Origin of the sequence: Streptomyces sp. NPDC052721, from assembly GCF_040678315.1 — a bacterium.
Lineage (GTDB): Bacteria > Actinomycetota > Actinomycetes > Streptomycetales > Streptomycetaceae > Streptomyces.
This window is the reverse complement of sequence record NZ_JBFATL010000064.1, coordinates 1-18,296: the sequence shown is the minus strand read 5'-3', so window position 1 is coordinate 18,296 and position 18,296 is coordinate 1. Positions and strand designations below refer to the sequence as shown.

The window sequence follows — 18,296 nt, the reverse complement described above, 5'->3', positions numbered from 1 at the left end:
GGCCGTCCGCCCCGTCGTCCGCCCCGCGAGGAGCCACCGTGTCCCAGTCCACCGAGGTCCGGCCGGCCGAAGAACACGCGATGTGGCCCTGGGTGGTCGGCGCGGCCGTCGCGGCCGGCGTGGTCATCGTCCTCGTCAACGTGCTGCTGACGGCCTGAGCCGGTTCGTTGCCGAGCGCCCGTGGTGCGAGACCGGTCGAAGTACCGCATAGTGAACACAGCTCTCGCACCAGGTCGGCTGGGGAGGACCGGGGCTGCCCGCACCACGCCTTCGCCCCCGGGGCCGCCGCGACGACGCTGAGCGGCCGGCACGGGTAGGACCGGCCCCCCGGAAGCGACGCGCCCGGCGGCGCGCAAAGGAGGCTGTATGTCGTCCCACGACCCGGCAGTGCTCGACTGCCCCTTCGACTTCGCCGACGCACTGGAGTACGACCCCGCGCTGGACGCGCTGGCACGGCGCGGCCCGGTCAGCCGGATCCGGTTGCCCTACGGCGAGGCGGAGGCGTGGCTGGTGACCAGCTTCGCCGGAGTGCGTCAGGTGACGTGCGATCCCCGGTTCAGCCGGGCGGCGATCGTCGGACGCGACTACCCGAGGATGACGCCCGAGCCGATCGTGTCACCCGAGTCGATCAACGTGACGGACCCGCCGCACGCCACCCGGTTGCGGCACGTGGCGGCCCAGGCGTTCACCCGGGATCGGGTGGCGGCCATGCGGCCGGCCGTGGACCGGGTGGTGGCCGGGCTGCTGACGGCGATGGACGAGGCGGGGCCGCCCGCGGACCTGGTCACCCATCTGTCCGTACCGCTGCCCCACCTGACGATCTGCGAGCTGCTAGCCGTTCCCGAGGGCGACCGCGACCAGCTGCGTGCGCACACGATGCGGCTGCTGGCCACCTCTCCGGACGCGCGGCAGGACGCGGCCGACGCCAAGGCCTGCCTGCGGACGTACTTCGCCGACATGATCCCGGCCCGGCGGAGCTCGCCGGGCGAGGACCTGCTCAGCACGCTGGCCACCGCGCCGGTGCCGGAGGGCGAGGAGCCGCTCAGCGACGACGAGTTGGCGGTCCTGGCGGTGACGCTCATCCTCAGCGGCAACGACACCGCGACCTGCCAGATCAGCGACATCGCCTATCTGCTGCTGACCCGGCCCGAGGAGATGGCCGCGCTCGCGCGCGACCCCGAGCGGTTCCCCGGCGCGCTGGAGGAACTGCTGCGGTTCATCCCGTTCCGCAAGGGCGTCGGCATTCCGCGGATCGCACTGGAGGACGCGGAGATCGAGGGCATCCCGATCCGCGCGGGCGACTACGTGCACGTGTCCTACCTCGCGGCCAACCGGGACCCGGCCGTCTTCCCCGACCCGCACAAACTCGACCTGGAACGGCCCGTGCACCCGCACATGACCTTCGGCTGGGGCGGGCACCACTGCCTCGCGGCACCGCTCGCCCGGGCCGAACTGGACAGCGCGGTCTCCGGCTTGCTGGCCCGCTTCCCCAAGCTGCGCCTCGACGTCCCCGCCGACGACATCGAGTGGGACACCGGCACCATCCGCCGCTTCCCGCTGAGCCTGCCGGTCACCTGGTGAGACCCGGCCGGGCCACCGCGGCGACGCGGTAGCCCGCCGCCCCACTGCCCCGCTGCCGTTCCGGCCTCCACCGAGTGGGTGCCTTCCGGCCCGGCGGGCGGTGTCCTGCCGCCGCGGGCCGCACCGGGCTTCTAGCCTCGGCGGCATGCTGGGGCTTCCTGCTCACATCCGTGCCTGCCTGTTCGACCTCGACGGGGTGCTCACCCAGACCGCGAAAGTGCACGCGGCCGCCTGGAAGGAGATGTTCGACGGCTATCTCCGCGAGCGCGCGACCCGCGAGGGAGCCGCGTTCGTCCCCTTCGACGCGGTCGACGACTACGACGCCTATGTGGACGGGCGGCCTCGTGAGGACGGGGTGCGCACGTTCCTCGCCTCGCGCGGGGTGCGCCTGCCCGAGGGATCGCCGGACGACCCGCCGGAGGCGGAGACCGTGAACGGACTGGGCAACCGGAAGAACAACCTGGTCCTGCGGCGGATCCGCGAGGACGGGGTGGAACCGTACGAGGGCTCGGTCCGTTTCGTGCACGCGGTGCGCCAGGCCGGGCTGAGCCGCGCGGTGGTGTCGTCCAGCGCCAACTGCCGGGACGTCCTGGTGGCCGCGGGAATCGAGGAACTGTTCGACGAGCGGATCGACGGGGTGGTGGCACGCGAGCGTCATCTGCGCGGCAAGCCCGCCCCGGACACCTATCTGGAGGCGGCCCGCGGGCTGGGCGTCCGACCGGACGAGGCGGCCGTGTTCGAAGACGCCCTGGCCGGCGTCGAGGCGGGACGGGCGGGACGGTTCGGCGTGGTCGTGGGCGTCGACCGGGTGGGCCAGGCGGAGCAACTGCGTGTGCACGGGGCCGATGTGGTGGTCCGGGACCTGGCCGAGCTTCTGGAGTCGCGGTGATCACTCATCCCAGCTACACGGTCGAACCGTGGTGCCTGCGCGAGACCGAACTGAATCTGGAGGTGCTCGCCCAGAGCGAATCGGTGTTCGCGCTGTCCAACGGGCACGTCGGATGGCGCGGCAACCTCGACGAGGGAGAGCCGCACGGACTGCCCGGCGCCTACCTCAACGGCGTCTACGAGCGGCACCCGCTGCCGTACGCGGAGGCGGGATACGGGTATCCCGAGTCCGGCGAGACGATGATCAACGTCACCGACGGCAAGATCATCCGGCTGCTCGTGGACGACCACCCGTGCGATCTGCGCTACGGCCGGCTGCTGGCGCACGAGCGGATGCTGGACTTCCGCACCGGTGTGCTCAGCCGGACCGCACGGTGGACGTCACCCGGCGGCCGTACCGTCCGGATCACCTCCCGCCGGCTCGTGTCCTTCACCCAGCGCGCGGTCGCCGCGGTGGTGTACGAGGTGGAGCCGGTCGACGGACCGACCACGGTGGCCGTGCAGTCCGAACTCGTCGCCAACGAACAGCTGCCCCGCTTCCAGGGCGACCCGCGCGTCGCCGCGGCGACCGAGTCCCCGCTGGTGCCCGAGGAACACTTCGCCCAGGACACCCGGCTCCGGCTCGTGCACTGCACCGGCAGCAGCAGGCTGCGGGTGGGAACGGCGGCCGACCATCTCGTCGAGGGGCCCGAGAGCACCCAGTGGACGGCACAGAGCGAGCCCGACGTCAGCCGGCTGACGGTGACCGCGGACCTGGTGCCCGGACAGCCGCTGCGGCTGGTCAAGTTCGTGGCCTACGGCTGGTCCGGCGAGCGTTCGCTGCCGGCCGTGCACGACCAGGTGGACGGGGCGGTGGCGGCTGCCGTCAGCACCGGCTGGGACGGACTGGTCGCCGCCCAGCGGGCGTACCTGGACCGCTTCTGGGCCGGCGCGGACGTCGAGGTGGAGGGTGACGCGCAGATCCAGCAGGCGGTGCGGTTCGCCCTCTTCCATGTGCTCCAGGCGGCGGCCCGCGGCGAGAACCGGGCGATTCCCGCGAAGGGTCTGACCGGCACCGGGTACGACGGACACTCCTTCTGGGACACCGAGTCCTATGTCCTGCCCGTGCTGACCTTCACCGCGCCGGAGGCCGTCGCGTCGGCGCTGCGCTGGCGGCACCGGACGCTGCCGGCGGCGCGGGAGCGCGCGCGTCAACTCGGGCTGTCCGGAGCGACGTTCCCCTGGCGGACCATCGACGGCGCCGAGTGCTCCGCCTACTGGCCCGCCGGTACGGCCGCCTTCCACGTCAACGCCGACATCGCCATGGCCGTCGCACGGTACGTCATGGTGACCGGAGACGAGGACTTCGAGCGCGCCGAGGGGCTCGACCTCCTCGTGGACACCGCCCGGCTGTGGCGCTCCCTCGGTCACCACGACCCGGAAGGCGACTTCCACATCGACGGGGTCACCGGTCCCGACGAGTACAGCGCCTTCGCCCGGGACAACCTGTACACGAACCTGATGGCCCGGCACAACCTCCTGGCCGCCGCGGACGCGGTGGTACGTCATCCGGACCGGGCCGCGGAACTCGGCGTCGACGACGAGGAGGCCGCGGTGTGGCGGGACGCGGCGGCCCGTATGGCGCTGCCGTACAACGAATCCCTCGGTGTCCACGAACAGTCGGCCGGTTTCACGACCTTCCAGCGCTGGGACTTCGAGGCGACCCCGCCCGAGAACTATCCGCTGCTGCTGCACTATCCCTACTTCGACCTGTACCGCAAGCAGGTGGTGAAGCAGGCCGACCTGGTGCTGGCCATGATGGAGTGCCCGCACGCCTTCACCGAAGAGCAGAAGGCGCGCAATTTCGCCTACTACGAGGCGCTGACCGTCCGCGACTCCTCCCTCTCGGCGAGCTGCCAGGCAGTGCTCGCCGCCGAGACCGGACATCTGCGCCTGGCCTACGCCTACCTCGGTGAGGCCGCGCTGATGGACCTGGACGACCTGGAACACAACACCCGTGACGGGCTGCACATCGCCTCCCTCGCCGGAACCTGGATCGCCCTCGTCGCGGGCTTCGGGGGGATGCGCCGGTACCTCGGCGAGGACGGGAAGCCGGGCCTGCTGGCGTTCACACCGCGCCTGCCGGAAGCGCTGTCCAGGGTGGCGTTCACCGTGCTGGTACGCGGACGCAGGCTGAAGGTGGACATCGGCCGGTCCCACGTGCGCTACCAGCTGGTGGAGGGCGGACCACTGGACGTACTCCACCACGGGGAACGGACGACCCTGACCACCGACGGGCCGGTCGACCGCCCGATGCCCCCGGCTCCCGCGCGCCCGGAGCCTCAGCAGCCGCCGGGCCGCCGTCCGGTGGGCCTGCCCATCGGGGAGGAGGACCGGGCCGAGACACTGGAGTAGCACCGCGGGAACATACGGTTCGGGGGGCGGGCGCGATGGACCACGACGGGCGGCGGCGCATCGACCCGCAGGGCGTCCCCGAGACACTGTTGTGGAATCTCCACCAGCGGGCCTACGAGGCACGGCAGCCGCACCCCGTGCTCGACGACCCGAAGGCGATCGAACTCGTCGAGCGCGTCGACCGCCCCTGCGAAGAGACCTTCGGCCCGCCCTCCCGGCTCCTCTCCCAGGGCCAGGCCCTGCGGGTGCGCACCTTCGACGACGCCGTCAGGGCCTTCCTCCGGGAGCATCCCCGCGGCACCGTCGTCACGCTCGCCGAAGGGGTTGAGACGCAGTTCTGGCGGGTCGACAACGGCCGTGCGCACTGGCTGTGCGTCGAACTTCCGGAGACGGCGAAGGTGCGCCGGGCGCTGCTGCCGGACGGGGAACGCCGCCGGACGCCGGCACGGTCGGCACTGGCCCTGTCCTGGCGGGACGAGGTGGACGCCTCGCACGGCGTGCTCGTCACCGCCCAGGGCCTGCTGATGTACCTGCGCCCGGCCGAGGTGCGGCAGCTGATCGCCGGCTGCGCCGAGGCGTTCCCCGGCGGAGCGCTGGTCTTCGACGCGGTGCCGCGGTGGTTCGGCGAACGCACCCTGCGCGGTGAGATGAAGACCGCGCGAGGCTACGTCACTCCGCCCATGCCCTGGGCGCTCGACGCCGGTGAGCTGCCGAAGATCCGCACGGCGCACCCGGCCGTCACCCGAGGTGCGCGAACTGCCGCTGCCACGCGGACGCGGCGCGTACTTCGGCGTGGTCTGGCCCGTGCCGCGGCGGCTGCCGGGGGCGCGCAACATCCGGCCGACCATGGCCGTCCTGGCCCGGTTCGGCCCGACCGCCGGACCGCGCCGCGAACACCCTCGGCCGCTCGGCCGCTACGCACCGTGAAGCAGCGCGCTCGCAGGTGACCTTCGCCGCCACAAGGCCGATACTTCCAGTAGACGGGACGGGCGGCTTCCCCCTGGGGCGGCCGTCAGTGCGCCGGTGACCTGCGAGACACGGGTCTTGGGCTCAAGCGCCAAGCTCACGAGGAGATACGCATGAAGATGCTGATCAACGTCCCGGAGACCGTGGTGGCGGACGCGCTGCGCGGTCTGGCGGCCGCGTATCCGGACCTGAACGTGGACGTGGAGAACCGGGTGATCGTCCGCCGGGACGCCCCCGTGGCCGGTCAGGTCGCGCTCGTGTCGGGCGGAGGCTCGGGGCACGAGCCGCTGCACGGCGGGTTCGTCGGCCCCGGCATGCTGTCCGCCGCCTGCCCCGGAGAGGTGTTCACCTCGCCGGTGCCCGACCAGATGGCGCGTGCCGCGGCGGCCGTGGACAGCGGCGCGGGCGTGCTGTTCGTGGTGAAGAACTACACCGGCGACGTGCTCAACTTCGACATGGCGGCCGAGCTGGCCGAGGACGAGGGCATCCAGATCGCCAAGGTGCTCGTCGACGACGACGTGGCCGTCACCGACAGCCTCTACACGGCCGGCCGGCGCGGCACCGGCGCGACGCTCTTCGTGGAGAAGATCGCGGGCGCCGCCGCGGCCGAGGGGCAGCCGCTGGAGCGCGTGGAGGCAATCGGCCGCCAGGTCAACGAGAACTCCCGCAGTTTCGGCGTGGCCCTGAGCGCCTGTACGACGCCGGCGAAGGGCAGCCCGACCTTCGATCTGCCGGACGGCGAGCTGGAGTTGGGCATCGGCATCCACGGCGAGCCGGGCCGCGAGCGGCGGCCGATGATGACCTCCGGGGAGATCGCCGACTTCGCGGTCAACGCCATTCTGGAGGACATGCCGCCACGCAGCCCGGTCCTGGTACTGGTCAACGGCATGGGCGCGACGCCGCTGCTGGAGCTGTACGGCTTCAACGCGGAGGTGCAGCGCGTGCTCCGGGAACGCGGTGTCGCCGTGGCCCGTACCCTCGTCGGCAACTACGTCACCTCGCTGGACATGGCGGGCGCCTCGGTGACGCTGTGCCAGGCCGACGAGGAGCTGCTGCGGCTGTGGGACGCGCCGGTGAAGACCCCGGCGCTGCGCTGGGGAATGTGATGCGGCGGAGCAGACGGCGACCGATCCCGGCCGAACGGCCGACAGCCCTACCACGCGAGGAGATCCAGTGCTCGACGCCGCATTCTTCCGCCGTTGGATGACGACGGCCGCCGCGTCCGTCAGCCGCGAGGCGGAACAGCTCACCGCCCTCGACTCGGCCATCGGGGACGCGGACCACGGCAGCAATCTGCAGCGCGGGTTCACGGCCGTGACGGCCGCCCTGGAGAAGGAGACGCCGGACACCCCGGGGGCTGTCCTGACGCTGGCCGGGCGGCAGTTGATCTCGACGGTCGGCGGTGCGTCCGGACCGCTGTACGGCACCCTGCTGCGCCGGACCGGCAAGGCGCTCGGGGACGCCGCCGAGGTCGGCGAGGAGGAGCTGGCCGCGGCACTGCGCGCGGGCGTGGAGGGGGTGATGACGCTCGGCGGGGCGGCACCCGGCGACAAGACCATGATCGATGCCCTGGTGCCGGCCGTGGACGCGCTCGGGGCCGGGTTCGGCGCCGCGCGGGCCGCCGCGGAGGAGGGCGCGCGGGCCACCACGCCGTTGCAGGCCCGCAAGGGGCGCGCGAGCTATCTGGGCGAGCGCAGCATCGGCCACCAGGACCCGGGGGCGACCTCGTCGGCGCTGCTGATCGCCGCGCTGGCCGACACGGCGGAGGCGGAGCAGTGAGCGAGGAGAAGCCGGTCGGGATCGTGCTGGTGTCGCACAGCGCGGAGGTGGCCGCCTCGGTCGCCGAGCTGGCCAAGGGTCTGGCGGGCGGGGCGACCGCGGTACCGGTGGCCCCGGCGGGCGGCACCGAGGGCGGCGGGCTCGGCACCAGCGCCGAGCTGATCTCCGCCGCGGCTGCCTCGGTGGACCGGGGGGCCGGGGTGGCGGTCCTCACCGACCTGGGCAGCGCGGTGCTCACGGTGAAGGCGCTGCTCGCCGAGGGCGACGAACTGCCTGACGGCACGCGCCTGGTGGACGCGCCGTTCGTGGAGGGCGCGGTGGCCGCCGTGGTCACGTCCGCCGCCGGGGCGGACCTCGACGCGGTGGAGGCCGCGGCGGCGGAGGCGTACAGCTACCGCAAGGTGTGACGCGGGGTCCCCGACCCGGCCAGCGGCCGGCCGGGCTCACCCGAGCGAGCCGGCCGGTGACGGCCGGCTCAGGCTTCCCGGCGTGGGCCGGCCCCGGGAGGCACAGGATGCCCCGCCCGCGCTCGACCAGTGGCGGTCGGCTCGGACTTCCCGAACTGGGCCGGCCCCCGGAGGCGCAGCATGCCCCGCCCGAACTCGACCCGTGACGGCCCGCTCAGACTTCCCGAACTGAGCCGACCCCTGGAGCGGCAGCATGCCCCGCCCACGCTCGACCAGTGGCGGTCGGCTCAGATTTCCCGAACTGGGCCGGCGCCTGAGGCACGGGGTGCGCCCCGCCCGGGCCGGCCAGTGGTGCGTTCGGGCTTCCGTGACCGGACCGGCCAGTGGCCGTCGAGGCTTCGCGGACCGGGCTGCCCCCTGAAGGCGCTGGATGCCCCGTCCAGGCCGGCCGGCAGCGCCCAGGTTTCCCTGACCGCGCCGGCCAGTCGCCGCCCAGGCTTCCCGGATCGGGGCCGCCCCAGATCGGCGCGGTTCCCGGACCCGACTGGTGACGCCGGTTCCCCCGGCCCAGCGGTCAGTCGTCCGTGAGGAACTGTCTGGCCAGCCGCTCCCCCGTCGCCACCGCCGCCTCGTGGTCCTCGATCGGGGTGATCCGGGAGTCCCGGAAGACGATGTAGGTCACGTCGGAGGGCGCCCCGCCGGTGAGCGGGTCGGGGTCGATGCCCAGGCCCTCGGCGGTGGCGTAGGAGGCCTCGCCGATGAGGTCGCTCGGTCCGGTGTCGCCGACGACGGCGTACTGCACCCGGTCGCCGTGGACGACGGCCGCCACGGAGCCGCCCTGGATGCCGTGCGCACGGTAGTCCCAGCGGGAGCTGGGCGCGGGGACCACGATGTAGGGCAGGTTCTCGGCGCTCAGGTGGAGGCCGTCGGACTGCTGGAAGGCCGTGGTGGGGGCGAAGAACGGGTCGGTGCGGGAGCTGCAGTGGGCGGTGGGCCGGCCGTCGCAGTCGACGTCCAGGTCGGCCTTCCAGAAGACGGCGTCGCTGGTGCCGCAGACGGGGACGGTGGCGGGGCTGTCGGCGTCGGTGCGGTACCGGCCCCGGGAGAGCTCGGTGCACGTGCCGGTCCGGGCCAGCAGGTCGGCGGCGGTGACCCCGCCCTCGCCCCGGGCCGCGGGCCCCTCGCGGGGCGGGACGGCGGTGGCCGGGGCGGGCAGCGCCGCCGGGGCGATCAGGGCGGCGCTGGCCGTGGCCAGGATCAACGACGGGACACGCACGATGAGGGACCCTCTCGTCGGGGACATGGCGGACATCCAGCACACTGTGGTGCGGCCGGCGGGCGCAGGGCCACGGGAGCCGCCGCGAAGGGGCCGGATGGCGCACGCTTCTGACACCCCGTTAGGGGACAACAGGGCGAGCCTCGGGGCCCGGCGGAGACAGCAGGGGCCGGGGATCCGGACCGGGTACCGACCCGGATCCCGCGGCCACCCGCGCCGGCGCGGGATCGGCGACGACAGCGTGCCCGCGCCACAGGCATGAACTCCCCTGCCCTCTTGGGTAGTTCAGCCGTAGGGACGCTCAGCATACGTAACGTCCGGGGATGCTCACCAATGCGGCCCCCTTGCTGTGGCGGCACCGGTCGCGCCATATTGGTCCGGACCTTTAGGGATGCCGAGGCCGTCCGGGAGGCAGAGCCGTGCGACGCGTTCCCGTTCCGCTCGTACTGGTCTGCGGCTCGCTGCTGCTGGTCGCGTCCTGCGGCTGGAGCCGGGCCGACGACGGTGGCGGCGAGGGCCGGGTGCCCGGCGCACCGGTCGGGGTCACCGCCGCGGCGGGCAGCGCCACGAGCGTGCATGTGATGTGGAACGCGGCACCAGACGGCTCCGGGCTCCGCGCCTACGAGGTCTATCGCGGCCCCACCAAGGTGGCGGAGGTACCGGGTTCGCAGCACATGGTGGACGTCACCAGGCTCAGGCCGTCCACCATGTATGCGTTCACCGTGCGGGCCCGGGACACCGCTGGCCGGCTGGGCCCGCCGAGCCGGGCGGTGCGGGCCCGGACGCCGGCTGTAGCGGCGGCGGACCGCTCGGCACCGACCCGGCCGCCGACGACCACCGGGCGGGCCGTGGGCAGCCGCGCGGTGCAGCTGTCCTGGGGTGCGTCACGGGACGACCGCGGCGTGCTGTCGTACGACGTCTACCAGGGCGGAGCGAAGATCCACAGCGTCGGCGGGAAGCAGACCGCCACCGTCGTCACCGGCCTGCGCCCCGGCAGCCATTACGTCTTCACGGTGCGGGCCCGCGACGCCGCCGACAACCTCTCCCCCGCCGGCGCACCGGTCCGACTCACCACACCGGGCACCGACGACGGCCGGAACACCGCGCCCACCGCGTTCACCGCCGCCACCCACCGCTCCGGCGGGGCCCACTCCATCGACCTGGCCTGGGATCCGCCGCGCACGGACGGGGTGATCACCGAGTACCAGATCCAGCTGGACCGCACCGCGACCACCTCGCTCGTCTGGGGCGGCACACCGCCGCGAGGCCGGGCACGCCACAGCTTCTACGTGGGCACCACCGCCGGGGAGGAACACCGGGTACGCCTGCGGGCGCGGCTGCCGGACGGCACCTGGGGCGGCTGGTCAGCGGAGCGGACGGTGACCACGGGCGGCTGACCTGCGCCCGGGCCGGGACCCCGGACGGTGGACCGGCGCATCGAGCCGGCGTGTCCGGGTGCGCCGGACGGAGGAATCCGTCACCCGACCGGGTCCGTCCCGCGTGCGGGTGGGTCCGGGAGCGCGTTGGCTGCGGTATGGGCAGCACGGACGTTTCCCGACCCCCGGCGGCGCATGGGACGTACCGCCGACCGTGCCGCCGGAGGCCAGCCCATGCACACCTCGCGACTTCTGCTCCGCTCCGGCCTGACCCTGGCGGCCGCCGCCGCCCTCCCGGCCGCGCTCGCCGGGCCGTCCGCCGCGGTCTCGGGCATCTCGGTCAGCACCACGGGCACCACCGTCTCCGTGGTCACCAGCGCCTGCACCCAGATCAACGGCAGCTGGGGTACGGCGGCCCTGCTCACCAACCGGCAGGCGAGCTTCGCACAGGGCCGGCAAGTGGCCCTGTCCGGCACGTCCGTCAGCCAGTCCGCGGCCTGGACGGCGGTGAGCCCGGGGACGTACACCGTGGTGGTGGTCTGTTCCAGCGGCCTCACGGCGGGCAGCCAGTCGGTGATCGTGTCCGCGGCCGCGCCCGCGTCCGCGAAACCGACGCTCTCCTCGACGTCCAGGCCGGCACCGTCCCGGGGCGTGATGGGCGGCCTCGGCGGCGCCGCCCGCGACTACGGCCCGTTGACCCTGGGCGTCGGCGCGGCCCTGGTCGGCGCCGGGGTCGTCGCCACGGGCTGGGTCCTGCGCCGCCGCTCCAAGCCGTACCGGCTCTGAGCGGGCCCCTCACCGCGGGGCCGGCGCCGAGCGCTCCTCAGTCGGCGTCCGGCAGCTCGGCGAACTCCGCCAGGGCGTGGGTGAGCCACTGGGTCCAGAAGGTCTCCAGGTCGATGCCCGCCCGCAGGACCAGGTGGCGCAGCCGGTCCTCCGGGGCGTCCCGGTCCGGCGGGAAGTCGCGCTGCTCGATCTCCCGGTACTCGGCCAGCTGCCGCCGGTGCAGCTCCAGATGGCGGCGCAGATCGGCTTCCAGGCCCGCCGTGCCGACCACGGCCGCCGCACGCAGCCGCAGCAGGAGCGGATCCCGCATGGTCTTCGGGTCCTGCGGGGCGGCGGTCCAGCGGGCCAGCTCGGCGCGGCCCGCGGGCAGGACCTCGTAACTCTTCTTCTGCCCGCGGGCCGGCTGCTCGGCCGGAAGGGTGCGGATGAGGCCCTCCGCCTCCAGTTTCCCCAGCTCGCGATAGATCTGCTGGTGCGTCGCGGACCAGAAGTAGCCGATCGACTTGTCGAACCGACGGGTCAGCTCCAGTCCCGACGACGGCTTTTCCAGCAGGGCGGTGAGGATCGCGTGCGGGAGTGACATGGGCTCATCCTAGGGACGCGCGCGCGGGCCCCTACAGCGCCGCCGCCAGCTCCGTGCCCTGCTTGATCGCCCGCTTGGCGTCCAGTTCGGCCGCGATGTCCGCGCCGCCGATCAGGTGGGCGCTGCGCCCGGCGGCCACCAGCTCCTCGTACAGCTCCCGGCGCGGCTCCTGGCCGGTGCACAGCACGACCGTGTCGACCTCCAGGACCGTGCTGTCGTCGCCGACGGTGATGTGCAGCCCGGCGTCGTCGATCCGGTCGTAACGCACGCCCGGCACCATGGTCACACCCCGGTGCTTCAGTTCGGTGCGGTGGATCCAGCCGGTGGTCTTGCCGAGTCCGGCGCCGACCTTGCTGGTCTTGCGCTGGAGCAGGTGGACCTGGCGGGGCGGCGCGGGCCGCTCGGGGGCGGTGAGCCCGCCCGGTGCCCGGTACGTCATGTCGACGCCCCAGTTCCGGAAGTACGTCTCCGGGTCCTCGCTCGCCTTGTCGCCGCCGTCGGTGAGGAACTCGGCGACGTCGAAGCCGATGCCGCCGGCGCCGAGGACGGCGACGCGGTCGCCGACGGGCGCGCCGTCGCGCAGCACGTCGAGGTAGCCGAGGACGCGGGGGTGGTCGACGCCGGGGATGTCCGGGGTGCGCGGGGTGACTCCGGTGGCGACGACGACCTCGTCGTAGCCCTCCAGGTCGCCGGCCTCCACCCAGGTCTCCAGGCGTACGTCGACGCCGTGGGCGTCGAGCTGGTGGCGGAAGTAGCGCAGCGTCTCGTCGAACTCCTGCTTGCCGGGCACCTTGCGGGCGACGTTGAGCTGTCCGCCGATCTCGCTCGCCGCGTCGAACAGGGTGACGGTGTGGCCGCGTTCGGCGGCGGAGACCGCGCAGGCGAGGCCGGCCGGGCCGGCGCCGACGACGGCGACGCGCTTCTTCAGCCGGGTCGGCGCGAGGACCAGCTCGGTCTCGTGGCAGGCGCGCGGGTTGACGAGGCACGAGGTGATCTGCCCGCTGAAGGTGTGGTCGAGGCAGGCCTGGTTGCAGCCGATGCAGGTGTTGATGGCCTCGGGGGTGCCGGCGGCGGCCTTGGCGACGAAGTCGGGATCGGCGAGCATCGGGCGGGCCATGGAGACCATGTCCGCGCAGCCCTCGGCCAGCAGTTGCTCGGCGAGTTCCGGGGTGTTGATGCGGTTGGTGGTCACCAGGGGCACGGACACCTCGCCCATGAGCTTCCTGGTGACCCAGGTGTAGGCGCCGCGCGGCACGGAGGTGGCGATGGTGGGGATGCGGGCCTCGTGCCAGCCGATGCCGGTGTTGATGATCGTGGCCCCGGCGGCCTCGACGGCCTTGCCGAGCGCGATCACCTCGTCCAGCGAGGAGCCGCCCGGCACCAGGTCCAGCATGGACAGCCGGTAGATGACGATGAAGTCCTCGCCGACGGCCTCGCGCACCCGCCGGACGATCTCGACGGGGAACCGCATCCGGTTCTCGTAGGAGCCGCCCCAGCGGTCCATGCGCCGGTTCGTCGGCGCGGCGATGAACTCGTTGATCAGATAGCCCTCGGAGCCCATGATCTCGACGCCGTCGTAGCCGGCCTGCCGGGCGAGGCGGGCGGCGCGGGCGTAGTCCTCGATCGTGCGCTCGACGTCGGCGTCGGCCAGCTCGCGGGGCACGAAGGGGCTGATGGGCGCCTGGAGCGGGCTCGGCGCGACGAGGTCCTGGTGGTAGGCGTAGCGGCCGAAGTGCAGGATCTGCATCGCGATCCGGCCGCCCTCGCGGTGCACGGCCTCGGTCACGGTCCGGTGCCGCTCGGCCTCCGCCTCGGTGGTGAGCATCGCTCCGCCCTCGTACGGCCGTCCCTCCTCGTTGGGCGCGATGCCGCCGGTGACGATGAGCCCCACTCCCCCGCGCGCGCGGGCCGCGTAGAACGCCGCCATCCGCTCGAAGCCGCGCTCGGCCTCCTCCAGGCCGACGTGCATGGAGCCCATGAGTACGCGGTTGGGCAGCGTGGTGAAGCCGAGGTCGAGCGGGGTCATCAGATGCGGGTAACGGCTCATCGGGCCCTCCGTGCGCGGTGTCGTCACCTCTTGTTGTAGAGGAAGCCCCAGCCTTTATGCAACTAGTTGCACAACCGGTCGGGGGTGACACCGGCCACCTCTGTACCTACTGGTCTGTACAGCGGGGTGGCGAGGGAGCGGACGGGCCGGCACAGTACGCCCCGGCCGGCGGGGAGCCGGCCGGGGCGTGTCGGAACCTCGGCGTGTTCAGCGGCTCTCCAGACGCAGGTGCAGGTCCCGCTCCTGGTCACCGGAGGCCGTGCAAGTCTCCTGCACGGTGAACATCGCGTCCAGGGTGTGGCGGAACCGCTCCACCGCCCAGTAGCTGCCCTGCACGTCCGCCTGGACGGGCGAGTCGAGGTGGACCGGCGGGCAGCCTCCGCCGCGGGCCTCCGCGACGTCGTACGTGCCGAGCCACACCATCGGACGGGTCTCGTGGAGCTGCTGCGGTACCTCTTCCGGAGCCCGGTCGGAGGCGAAGCAGGCGCTGAGCGCTTCGAAGACGAGCCGGGCGTCGTCCTTGGAATAGCCGCTGATCTCCACCGAGACGGTTTCCGGATGCGACCGCTCCGTGTCTGCCATGATCGCTCCTTTCGTGGCCGCGCTGCGGTGGAACGGGGTACCCCGCCGAACCGCATCCATCCTCAGCAAAGCACCACCGGCCGTCGGGCACACCTCAGCCGCGGGAGAACTTGTACGTCTTGCTGTCCGTCAGCACGCAGAAGCCGGGCGACACCACGATCACCCGGAGGGTGCCGCTCCGGCGGTCGTAGTCGATGCCCTCCGCCTCGAAGGTGCCCGAGCAGGAGCTGCGCAGCGGCAGCCGGCGCAGCGCCGTGACATGGCCGGAGACGTCCGCCGTGCCGTTCGGCGCGGCCGACAGGTCGATCTGGAGCAGTGGCTTGGTGAGGCCGAACAGGCTGCCCTCCGGGTCGTCGGAGGAGCACAGCAGGGTGGTCGGGCCGGAGAAGTCGCAGCCCTGGACATCGCGGACGGCGTGGTCCAGGCGGACGGTGGAGGCCTGCGGGAGGTTCGCCGAGGGGGAGGTGGCCGGGTTGACGCCCGGGGTCGGGAAGACCAGCAGCCGGGTCATCGTGCCCCACTCGCCGGACAGCATCCACTGACCGTCGGGCGAGATCGCGACCCAGGAGTTGTTCAGCGCCTCGCCCGCGCTCAGCGTGTGGACGTACTCCGACCAGGCGCCGCCGGGCGCCTGTACCCGGAACATCTTGGAGTTGCCGGAGTCCCGCTGGTAGGGCTCGATGTAGTAGCCGTCGTACGAGGCGTCGGGGTCTCCGACGTGGTTCCAGCCGCGACCGGAGACACCGAGGGGGATGGTGCCGATGCCGGTGTAGCGGTTGGGGCTGTTCGCCGGGACCTCCACCGAGGTCAGGCCCTGGCTCTCGGTCAGCGGGTCGGCACGGTCGGAGCCGGTCTCGGTCCAGCTGTCGGCCGCGCGGGCGGGCGTGGGCGCGGCGAGCGACACGACGGCGGCGGTGGCGAGGGTGACGAGTCCGGCGAGAACTGCGTGACAACGTTGCCGGGCGGACGCGGGCATGGCCGACTCCTCTGACGTGGGGGGACCCAGGGTGAGCGGGCGGGGACTCTCGGTCGGCGGACAGTCTGGCGTGGCGCCGTAGTCATGTACAGACCAAGCGAGCGACATGAGCGTGAACTCTCACGGCCCGCGCAACCGCGCTGTACGGTCTCGGCAGGAGGTCCCGCATCGCGCGCACCGCCGGCGCGACGGCTTCGGCGGACGGCCGCGCCGTGTTGAGAGATGGTGGAGGTGGACGGCGAAGGCGTCGGAGAGTCGGGTGTGAGCGCGGTAGAACAAGGGGAGTCGGCACGGGGGACGGCGTGCCGTGCGGACGGGCGAAGGCGGTGCGTGGCATGAGTGCACCCGAGGCTCCGGCGACGGAGAACGGCGAGCCGGCGCGTGGGCCGGTGCCTCCCGGCGGGCTGCTCGACGTCCTCGGCGTGGCGTCGGTGGTGCTGGACACCGACGGACGGATCGTCCTGTGGAGCCCGCAGGCGGAGGAGCTGTTCGGCTACACCGCGCAGGAGGCCCTCGGCCAGTACGCCGCCCGGCTGATGGTGCACGAACGGCACATCCAGCTGGTCGGCAAGCTCTTCGCCGACGTGATGCGCACCGGGCAGAGCTGGGCCGGCGGCTTCCCGGTCCGGCACAAGGACGGCAGCACCCGTCTGGTGGAGTTCCGCAACATGCGGCTGCTGGACGACCAGGGGGACGTGTACGCGCTCGGCCTCGCCGCCGACCAGTCGACCGTACGGCGGCTGGAGCAGGACGTGGCACTGTCCGAGCGGATGGTGATGCAGTCACCGATCGGCTACGCGGTCCTGGACACAGGGCTGCGGTTCGTCTCGGTCAACCCGGCCCTGGAGAAGATGAACGGGGTGCCGGCGGCCGGGCACGTGGGCCGGACGCTGCACGAGGTGCTGCCGTCGCTGGACACCGAATCCCTGGAGGCCGCCGCCCGGCAGGTGCTGGGGACGGGTGTGCCGGTGATCGACGCCACGCTCGTCGGCCGCACCCCCGCCGACCCGGACACGGACCACACCTGGTCGCACTCGCTGTACCGGCTGGAGGACGCCATGGGCAACGTGCTCGGGGTGGCGGTCTCGATGGCCGACATCACCGAGCAGCACCGGGCTTCGGTGGAGAGGGAGGCGGCGCGGCGCCGGCTCGCGGTCATCGCGGACGCCTCCGCCCGGATCGGTACGACGCTCGAACTCGAACGCACCGCCTGCGAGCTGGCCGAGGTCGCCGTACCGGAACTGGCCGACGTGGCCGCCGTGGACCTGCTGGACGCGGTGGTCGAGGGCCGGCAGAGCACGCTGGGCCCCTCGGAGGCAGCGGTGATCCGGGCCCTCGCGGTCCGTCCGGCGGAGGGCTCGGAGGCGGTACTGGCCGCCGATCCGCCCGGCCAGATCGCCCGCTACGCGCCCGACCGCCTGGTCACCGAATGCGTGCGCACCGGTGAGGCGGTCCTGGTGCCGCAGGTGAAGGACGAGGACCTGCCGCGCATCGCCCGCTCCCCCGAGGCGGCTGTGCTGCTGGGCCGGGCGGGCCTGCACTCGTATCTCGCGGTGCCGCTGATCGCGCGCGGCGAGGTGCTGGGCGCGCTCGACCTCAAACGCACCCGCAAGCCGGCGCCCTTCGACGAGGACGACGTCCTGCTGGCGCGAGAGCTGGCCGCCCGCGCGGCCGTGCAGATCGACAACGCGCGCTGGTACCAGAACGCCCGCAACACCGCGCTGACCCTGCAGCGCAGCCTGCTGCCCAGCCATCCGCCGGTGACCACGGGCCTGGAGGTGGCCTCCCGGTACCAGCCGGCGGGCGCCACCAGCGAGGTCGGCGGCGACTGGTTCGACGTGATCCCGCTGGAGGGAGACAAGACCGCGCTCGTCGTCGGTGACGTGATGGGCAGCGGCATCAGCGCCGCCGCCACGATGGGCCGGCTGCGCACCGCGACGACCACCCTGGCCGCCCTCGATCTCGACCCGGCCCGGCTGCTGGAGCACCTGGACAAGACGACCTCGGCTCTGAACCACTCGATCGCGACCTGCGTGTACGCCGTCCACGACCCGCATCTGCGGCAGTGCCGGATCGCAAACGCCGGCCATCTGCCGCCGGCCCGGGTACGGCCCGGCCGCCCGGCGGAACTGCTCGATCTGCCCACCGGGGTGCCGCTGGGGGTGGGCGGGGTCGGCTTCTCCACCGTCACGGTCGACTTCGAGCCCGGCGACATGCTGGTCTTCTACACCGACGGACTGGTGGAGACCCGTTCGCACTCGCTGGACGAGCGCCTGGCCTCCCTGCTGTCCCTGCTCGACGACCCGGTCCGGCCGCTGGAGGAGGCCTGCGACCTCCTGCTGAGCACACTGCACCACCCGGACAACCACGACGACGTGGCCCTGCTCATCGCCCGGGCGCAGGAGCTGCCGTAGGGCCCCTGCGGCCTCGGGGGGTTGAGCGGCTCAGGAATCCTCCGCCCGCACGGGTACCGGCGCCTGGCGGGAGGGGGCTCGGGGCCAGGCCCTGTCGTCAAACTCCCGTCTGCCGCGCGACGCCATGCACGCACTCTCGCCGCACCGGCCCCGACCCAAGTACATCCAGTACGAGGGCCCGGGCCCGGCACGCCGAGAGCACGCACCTGACGCCGCGCGGCCCGCCCTCCGGGCGGACGAC

At 73.1% G+C, this 18,296-nt stretch carries 15 protein-coding genes; 10 read left to right on the top strand and 5 right to left on the bottom strand.

The genetic code is table 11. From position 1 onward, the window contains the following. The first annotated feature begins 366 nt into the window (after positions 1-366). The 7 genes from AB0L21_RS37095 (at position 367) to AB0L21_RS37065 (ending at position 8,015) form a co-directional block, all read left to right on the top strand. Positions 367-1,581, top strand: coding sequence for a cytochrome P450 (locus AB0L21_RS37095; protein ID WP_365702612.1), 1,215 nt, complete (start codon positions 367-369; stop codon positions 1,579-1,581). A gap of 145 nt (positions 1,582-1,726) precedes the next feature. Continuing rightward, positions 1,727-2,470, top strand: a complete 744-nt coding sequence (locus tag AB0L21_RS37090) for a beta-phosphoglucomutase family hydrolase (RefSeq protein WP_365702610.1) — start codon at positions 1,727-1,729, stop codon at positions 2,468-2,470. Continuing rightward, positions 2,467-4,863: a glycoside hydrolase family 65 protein gene (locus AB0L21_RS37085; protein ID WP_365788490.1), complete on the top strand. Its 2,397-nt coding sequence runs from the start codon at positions 2,467-2,469 to the stop codon at positions 4,861-4,863. Before AB0L21_RS37090 ends, AB0L21_RS37085 begins: the two co-directional genes overlap by 4 nt. A 35-nt stretch (positions 4,864-4,898) precedes the next feature. After that, positions 4,899-5,810: a class I SAM-dependent methyltransferase gene (locus tag AB0L21_RS37080; protein ID WP_365788489.1), complete on the top strand. Its 912-nt coding sequence runs from the start codon at positions 4,899-4,901 to the stop codon at positions 5,808-5,810. A 132-nt stretch (positions 5,811-5,942) separates the two neighbouring features. Then, the gene (dhaK, locus tag AB0L21_RS37075; RefSeq protein ID WP_365702603.1) at positions 5,943-6,935 is read left to right on the top strand and encodes a dihydroxyacetone kinase subunit DhaK; all 993 of its coding nucleotides are present in this window, start codon (positions 5,943-5,945) and stop codon (positions 6,933-6,935) included. Positions 6,936-7,002: 67 nt separating this feature from the next. Then, entirely contained in the window at positions 7,003-7,608 is a 606-nt protein-coding gene (gene dhaL / locus AB0L21_RS37070) for a dihydroxyacetone kinase subunit DhaL (RefSeq protein ID WP_365702601.1), read from the top strand. After that, positions 7,605-8,015, top strand: coding sequence for a PTS fructose transporter subunit IIA (locus AB0L21_RS37065; RefSeq protein ID WP_365702599.1), 411 nt, complete (start codon positions 7,605-7,607; stop codon positions 8,013-8,015). The genes dhaL and AB0L21_RS37065 overlap by 4 nt, the downstream gene beginning before the upstream one ends. 574 nt (positions 8,016-8,589) lie before the next feature. On the opposite strand, the gene AB0L21_RS37060 is transcribed toward AB0L21_RS37065, so the two are convergent. After that, positions 8,590-9,291, bottom strand: coding sequence for a glycoside hydrolase family 75 protein (locus AB0L21_RS37060; protein ID WP_365702857.1), 702 nt, complete (start codon positions 9,289-9,291; stop codon positions 8,590-8,592). A 419-nt stretch (positions 9,292-9,710) separates the two neighbouring features. Between AB0L21_RS37060 and AB0L21_RS37055 the strand changes: the two genes are divergently transcribed. Then, positions 9,711-10,688, top strand: a complete 978-nt coding sequence (locus AB0L21_RS37055; RefSeq protein ID WP_365702597.1) for a fibronectin type III domain-containing protein — start codon at positions 9,711-9,713, stop codon at positions 10,686-10,688. A gap of 213 nt (positions 10,689-10,901) precedes the next feature. After that, positions 10,902-11,453: a hypothetical protein gene (locus AB0L21_RS37050; protein WP_365702595.1), complete on the top strand. Its 552-nt coding sequence runs from the start codon at positions 10,902-10,904 to the stop codon at positions 11,451-11,453. A 37-nt stretch (positions 11,454-11,490) separates the two neighbouring features. Here the strand turns inward: AB0L21_RS37050 and AB0L21_RS37045 are convergent, their stop codons facing one another. The 4 genes from AB0L21_RS37045 to AB0L21_RS37030 all read right to left on the bottom strand — a co-directional run bounded on the left by AB0L21_RS37045 (position 11,491) and on the right by AB0L21_RS37030 (position 15,641). Beyond that, positions 11,491-12,036 (bottom strand): PadR family transcriptional regulator, encoded by a 546-nt coding sequence (locus tag AB0L21_RS37045; RefSeq protein WP_365702593.1) that lies wholly within the window; start codon positions 12,034-12,036, stop codon positions 11,491-11,493. 31 nt (positions 12,037-12,067) lie between these two features. Further along, the gene (locus AB0L21_RS37040) at positions 12,068-14,083 is read right to left on the bottom strand and encodes an NADPH-dependent 2,4-dienoyl-CoA reductase (RefSeq protein ID WP_365788488.1); all 2,016 of its coding nucleotides are present in this window, start codon (positions 14,081-14,083) and stop codon (positions 12,068-12,070) included. A 207-nt stretch (positions 14,084-14,290) separates the two neighbouring features. Further along, the gene (locus AB0L21_RS37035) at positions 14,291-14,665 is read right to left on the bottom strand and encodes a hypothetical protein (protein WP_365702589.1); all 375 of its coding nucleotides are present in this window, start codon (positions 14,663-14,665) and stop codon (positions 14,291-14,293) included. A 94-nt stretch (positions 14,666-14,759) separates the two neighbouring features. Then, the gene (locus AB0L21_RS37030) at positions 14,760-15,641 is read right to left on the bottom strand and encodes a hypothetical protein (RefSeq protein ID WP_365788487.1); all 882 of its coding nucleotides are present in this window, start codon (positions 15,639-15,641) and stop codon (positions 14,760-14,762) included. 335 nt (positions 15,642-15,976) lie between these two features. Between AB0L21_RS37030 and AB0L21_RS37025 the strand changes: the two genes are divergently transcribed. Continuing rightward, positions 15,977-18,055 carry a SpoIIE family protein phosphatase gene (locus tag AB0L21_RS37025; RefSeq protein ID WP_365788486.1) on the top strand — a complete coding sequence of 693 codons (2,079 nt, stop codon included), beginning with the start codon at positions 15,977-15,979 and terminating at the stop codon, positions 18,053-18,055. Positions 18,056-18,296: the final 241 nt, after the last annotated feature.

Excerpts from the sequence above, each read along its gene's own strand:
- AB0L21_RS37045 (WP_365702593.1), bottom strand. The coding sequence starts at position 12,036 with ATGTCACTCCCGCACGCGATCCTCACCGCCCTGCTGGAAAAGCCGTCG.
- AB0L21_RS37025 (WP_365788486.1), top strand. The coding sequence starts at position 15,977 with ATGAGTGCACCCGAGGCTCCGGCGACGGAGAACGGCGAGCCGGCGCGT.
- AB0L21_RS37030 (WP_365788487.1), bottom strand. The coding sequence starts at position 15,641 with ATGCCCGCGTCCGCCCGGCAACGTTGTCACGCAGTTCTCGCCGGACTC.
- AB0L21_RS37080 (WP_365788489.1), top strand. The coding sequence starts at position 4,899 with ATGGACCACGACGGGCGGCGGCGCATCGACCCGCAGGGCGTCCCCGAG.
- dhaK (WP_365702603.1), top strand. The coding sequence starts at position 5,943 with ATGAAGATGCTGATCAACGTCCCGGAGACCGTGGTGGCGGACGCGCTG.
- AB0L21_RS37050 (WP_365702595.1), top strand. The coding sequence starts at position 10,902 with ATGCACACCTCGCGACTTCTGCTCCGCTCCGGCCTGACCCTGGCGGCC.
- AB0L21_RS37090 (WP_365702610.1), top strand. The coding sequence starts at position 1,727 with ATGCTGGGGCTTCCTGCTCACATCCGTGCCTGCCTGTTCGACCTCGAC.
- AB0L21_RS37040 (WP_365788488.1), bottom strand. The coding sequence starts at position 14,083 with ATGAGCCGTTACCCGCATCTGATGACCCCGCTCGACCTCGGCTTCACC.
- AB0L21_RS37035 (WP_365702589.1), bottom strand. The coding sequence starts at position 14,665 with ATGGCAGACACGGAGCGGTCGCATCCGGAAACCGTCTCGGTGGAGATC.
- AB0L21_RS37095 (WP_365702612.1), top strand. The coding sequence starts at position 367 with ATGTCGTCCCACGACCCGGCAGTGCTCGACTGCCCCTTCGACTTCGCC.